We start from the raw sequence: 4560 nt of genomic DNA, 5'->3' as shown, positions 1-4560 counted from the left end.
GCGCAGGTCCACAGACAGAGGTGAAGGCATGAGCAAGCTCCTTCATCCGTCAACGCACTACCCGCTAACCCGTCTCAAGCGGCGCGGGACCGGCTCTAGTTTGAGCTGCCTCCCCATCCGCCTGTCACCCTTTCAACTCTTGATGATTGATCGCCCGTGCCTGAGCGGAACGGCTTTCAGCGACCTGGGTTGACCTTAGCCGTAGGGCGGAAACCCAAGGAGAGCCTCATGAAGGCCGTCACACTCGCTATCGCCATCTCAAGCAGCCTCATCCTCGGTACAGTCGCCATAGCTGCGGAAGGTGGCTCCGGTACAAGCCGTTCAGGCACGTCAAACAGCACTGGAGCGAATGACGCTGGTTCAGGCTCTTCTCCCGGAGCAGCCGGCAGCGGCCCTTCAACGGGCGGGATGAGCCGCTCGGGCACCTCAAATAGCACAGGCGCCAACGATGCCGGTTCCGGGTCATCGCCGGGTGCGAAGGGCAAGGGTAGCAGTTCCGGGGCACACTGAGGCAGAGGTACGTCCCTAATCAAACGGCCGAACCTGAGGGGCGCCGTGAGCCAGCTTCAGGTTCGGCCGAGCCGTAACTACTTACCCTTGAGCGCGTCCTTTACGCTGCCCACAGCATTCTGCACCTTGCCCTTCACCTGATCGACCCGGCCCTCATTCTTCAGCTTCTCATCGCCCAACAGTTTGCCAGCGCCTTCTTTGATCTTGCCGCCAAGGTTCTTCGCGGATCCCTCGACCCGATCCGGGTCCACGTCCTGGTTCTTCTCGACAGCCATCTCTCTCTCCGTTGCACCCACGCTGCACACCGCAACGCTTCGGAGAGCGAACGGAGCCGTGGTCACGGAGTTCCGTTGATTTGTTAAGCCGCACGCCTGCGCTTCGGCTTGGCCTTGCGCTTCCTCGGCGCCTTCTTACCAGTGGCGGCCTTGGTCATCTCGGTAAGCGCCATCTGCTGCTGACGGCGAGCCATCGACGTTGCGGTTCCCATCCACCATCCGGCAGCGCGGTTCGCTGCGGAGAGCCAAAGGCTGAGCGCAGGGTTCTTCATCAGCATCTCTCGCTTTGCGGGTCTCCGGGGATCAACGCAGCAAATGCCGAGAATGCACCAGGGCTATCCCGGCCGGGCAGCGTGGCCGCGAGGTGCCTTACAAGAGGCTAAGCCGCATGATGCTCTTCTTCGGCGTGCCAAGCGGCTGTCAGCTTCAAGGACGCCGTAAGGACGCTTCGGTCTTCATCGTCACGTGCGGTAACGCGTAGCCCTTGATCCACATAGCGCATGGGATATTCCCCAGCGATCTGACACAGAGCCTTCAGAGCCTCCGATGAGACATCCTTGGGGCTCGCGCATTCGGTTCCATGATCGTCACTGACGGCAAGCTCGCCATCGTTGAGGTCAAAGAAGTACCGGGCCATGCTTATGACCTTTTAGGCTTGGCTCACAGGGGTGAGGCTATTGCTGGAAGGGTTCGGTGGAATACGTAGCGGCTTCACTATATGCAGAACTACGTAATCTAAATCAAGTTGCGGTGATGTACGGTTCTGTACTCAGCTGGCCGTCGGATTCATCATTTTTCTGATGGAATGTTTCACGCCTGCCAACAAACCCTATGCCAGCAAGGACTTGGAGCACTGCGCCCGACTGCTGCCGCCTCCCATCATGGTTTCCTTGGGCGTGACAGAGCGCACGTAGCGAATCCCAGCTATGCCCTTGCAGCCACGCTTGAGGAAGGGGAGCAGATGGCCGGCCATTCACAGCCGTGCATGAGATGAGCGGCGCAACAAAACGGCTTGGCGCTAATTCAGCTAAGGAGCATCAATAAGGAATAGGAGCCGCGTTCTCGCGGGACACATTGAAATCTAAGGACAGTTCAATGTGAAACAGGGTGATGCCCCGCCTGTCTCGCACAGACATGACATAGATCGAGCATCCAGCACTGCGTTCACAGGTCTCCACTATCGAGGGAAAAGCCTTGATGGCATGCACCTTGGCAGCATCATCGTCACTTGCCTCGAACGAGGTCACGCCCTTCGCGAAAAGCGGCCCGCAATGCAGATCAACATAATAGCGTGGCATTGCGGACCAGCCTGAGCCTTTCAGTCTCTCCTGGCGGATATAATGGATCGTGAATGCAAAAAGTGCCCTCGCACGCCCAGAAGATTCTGTGTACTACTTACGGCGAAGCTACACCAGCCGCTAGCTCGCCACGAAGAACTCTCACGCTGCTTGTGGCTCCTGCCGTTCAGCGTTCCATGCCGAGGCGAGGTTCAGGGATGCAGTGAAAACGGTGCGGTTGTTGGCATCTCGCACCACGACGTGAAGCGTCTGACCCGCATACCTGTCTGGATGGTCCCCAGCGATCTGACACAGGGCTCCCATCGCCTCCGTTGAGACAGCCCTGGGGTTCGCGCACTCTGCCCCTTCCTCATCACGGATTGAGAGAGTGAGGGCGTGAAAGTCAAAGAAGTATCGGGGCATGGCTCTGATCCGCTCGCAGCAGCGCGTATAAGGTTCGCTCTACAGCGCAGTACAAGGTGGACGAGCTTAGCGGATCGTTAATCGGACGGTCTGGCGGGATAAGGAATTCAGATCGTCTGGAAGCGTACAAGCAAAGCGTTAAGCGTCAACCGATATCCGGCAGTGTGACCCATATCCGCTGCGTCACCCAACCCTGATGCGCTCCACGGCATCCCTCATGGTCGCCAGGGTCACTGTCCCGTAAGCCTTCGCCACGCTGTCAGGCGCATGCCCCACGATGGCAGGGCTCAGAACCCGCGAAAGGCGGCGATCAGCACAGCAGTCAACAGGAGGGAGATCAGGATCGAGCCAAGACAGCCGAGCCGGTTGGAAAAGAAGAAGAACATGCCTGGGCAGCGCCGAGGAGGGCCGGAGGGTTCCAAGAGCACGGCTGAGCTTGGAGGTGATGGCGTCCCAATGTCACACCCTTAAGAGATCTTAACCTTTGCGGTTTCGCCTTTATGGCTAAGCTTCAGGGTTACCCCTTCGCAGGTTGAGGAGGGCATCTCATGAGCGTTCTCACCGGCCTACTTTTGGCTCTCGTGGCTGCAGCAGCGCTTCTGGCCCGAGGACGGCCGGCGCAGTTCCTGGGGTTCTTCTGCCTGCTCGGGCTTGGCTGTGTAATCGCGGCATCAAGCCTTGCGGGTCTAGTGCGTGAAAGCCGATAGGCTCATCAGCCTCTTGCCATCATGGGGCAAAGGGGGGCGTGCCCAGGGGGCCGTAGGTTTGTCACACTGGTGTCACAGCGTGTCACACTGAACAAGGCAAAAGAGGTGCTTTCTGCCTCTTGCGCTCTCTGCCTGCGCTGCTAAGTTTGCGGGCGTAACAGACTGGTCTGTTTCAGGAATTCTTGATGGGCTAGGGAATCGCCACGGTCAGCACCCGTAGCTCAGCTGGATAGAGCGTTGCCCTCCGAAGGCAAAGGTCACACGTTCGAATCGTGTCGGGTGCGCCAATCACTTCAATGATTTAGTGGTGTGGTATCGCTTCTGCTCCTTCGTCGCGGAAGCATGGCGGAAGCAGCCGGCGTTTTGTAAGTACCGTACAATCGGTCGAGTTGGCTGTCACCTCATCGGTGAGCCTAGCCAATTTCGTCACGCCTGGAGCACGAGTTCGGTTGGGCGATTCTTCGGTTTAGCGACAAACGGCGGATCCGCCCAACATTCTGCCCGCTCGTTGCTCGCCGGCCTCATCCCGGCCAGCGCCGTGCTACTTACCCAGAGGTAGGATTCGGACTGTTGATGAAGGCGTGCACACGTCTCTCACGTTGCGCGGCCTCAACCGGAGGCAACCGGAACTGAGCGGAACTCGCTGAAGCGCTCCGGCCACCGAAGGAATCTGCCGACGGAGGCGGTTCGCGCCGAGTACACCGTCACGCCCTTGTAGACGGCTCGTCACAGCCACACCTGCTCAAGCTGTGGCTGCATTCCGCTGGGCGGATGAGGCCGGGGAGTTGGGACATGCGGCGTGCCGTCGGCCTCGTCCTGCTCTGTGCGGCCGGAGCGGCTGGTCCGTCCCGCACCAGCGCGGCCGAGGACCTGTCCTTCTGGGATCTCAAGCCCGATCAGCTCCGCCTGCTCGTCGCCTCACCGCAGGTGATGGTCACCCGCACCGCATCGGGTTGGGACGCCTACTGCCGCTGCCCCGTCGTGCTCAAGCCGCACGAGATCCCCGAAGTGATGAAGAAGGCGATCATCGCCGTCGAGGACAAGCGCTACCTGGACCATGGCGGCGTCGACCTGATCGCCCTGGCTGCCGTGCTCCGAGGCGGCCTGAGCCGCGGCGGCAGCACCATTCCCATGCAGCTCCTCAAGAACCTCGTGTTCCACGACCTGCAAGGCCGGGATCTGCTGAGCAAGCTCGAGCGCAAGGGCTCCGAGGTCTGGCACGCCGGCGCCTTCGATGGGGCCGTCGGTAAGCAGGAGCTGCTCGCGGCTTACCTCAACCAAATCGAGTTCGGAGGCCGCGAGATCGTGGGTCTCTACCGGGCGAGCCGGCACTATTTCCGCAAGGAGCCGAAGGACCTCAACCTCTAC

General features: G+C 60.0%; 6 protein-coding genes and 1 tRNA gene. 2 read left to right on the top strand and 5 right to left on the bottom strand.

Features of this window, described 5'->3' with window-relative positions; translation table 11 throughout:
• Window positions 1-587: 587 nt before the first annotated feature.
• The 5 genes from WDW90_RS35235 to WDW90_RS41045 form a co-directional block, all read right to left on the bottom strand.
• Window positions 588-785 (bottom strand): CsbD family protein, encoded by a 198-nt coding sequence (locus WDW90_RS35235; RefSeq protein ID WP_431311193.1) that lies wholly within the window; start codon window positions 783-785, stop codon window positions 588-590.
• Window positions 786-868: 83 nt separating this feature from the next.
• Complete coding sequence (locus tag WDW90_RS35230; protein ID WP_336492384.1) at window positions 869-1063, bottom strand: hypothetical protein; 195 nt, start codon at window positions 1061-1063, stop codon at window positions 869-871.
• A gap of 101 nt (window positions 1064-1164) precedes the next feature.
• Window positions 1165-1422, bottom strand: coding sequence for a DUF6894 family protein (locus WDW90_RS35225; protein WP_336492383.1), 258 nt, complete (start codon window positions 1420-1422; stop codon window positions 1165-1167).
• 400 nt (window positions 1423-1822) lie between these two features.
• Entirely contained in the window at window positions 1823-2083 is a 261-nt protein-coding gene (locus tag WDW90_RS35220) for a DUF6894 family protein (RefSeq protein ID WP_336492382.1), read from the bottom strand.
• 141 nt (window positions 2084-2224) lie between these two features.
• Window positions 2225-2485, bottom strand: coding sequence for a DUF6894 family protein (locus WDW90_RS41045; protein ID WP_431311192.1), 261 nt, complete (start codon window positions 2483-2485; stop codon window positions 2225-2227).
• A gap of 917 nt (window positions 2486-3402) precedes the next feature.
• Between WDW90_RS41045 and WDW90_RS35215 the strand changes: the two genes are divergently transcribed.
• Window positions 3403-3479, top strand: a tRNA-Arg gene (locus WDW90_RS35215).
• Between the two features lie 505 nt (window positions 3480-3984).
• A partial coding sequence (locus WDW90_RS35210; protein ID WP_336492381.1) for a biosynthetic peptidoglycan transglycosylase occupies window positions 3985-4560 on the top strand: 576 nt, incomplete at its 3' end.

Origin of the sequence: Methylobacterium nigriterrae (assembly GCF_037106235.1) — a bacterium.
Lineage (GTDB): Bacteria > Pseudomonadota > Alphaproteobacteria > Rhizobiales > Beijerinckiaceae > Methylobacterium > Methylobacterium nigriterrae.
The sequence above is the reverse complement of the archived record's forward strand: the minus strand, read 5'-3'. Positions and strand labels throughout refer to the sequence as shown.

Bases quoted from the DNA above. Each gene is read 5' to 3' on its own strand.
- WDW90_RS35235 (WP_431311193.1), bottom strand. From the start codon at position 785: ATGGCTGTCGAGAAGAACCAGGACGTGGACCCGGATCGGGTCGAGGGA.
- WDW90_RS41045 (WP_431311192.1), bottom strand. From the start codon at position 2,485: ATGCCCCGATACTTCTTTGACTTTCACGCCCTCACTCTCTCAATCCGT.
- WDW90_RS35230 (WP_336492384.1), bottom strand. From the start codon at position 1,063: ATGCTGATGAAGAACCCTGCGCTCAGCCTTTGGCTCTCCGCAGCGAAC.
- WDW90_RS35225 (WP_336492383.1), bottom strand. From the start codon at position 1,422: ATGGCCCGGTACTTCTTTGACCTCAACGATGGCGAGCTTGCCGTCAGT.
- WDW90_RS35220 (WP_336492382.1), bottom strand. From the start codon at position 2,083: ATGCCACGCTATTATGTTGATCTGCATTGCGGGCCGCTTTTCGCGAAG.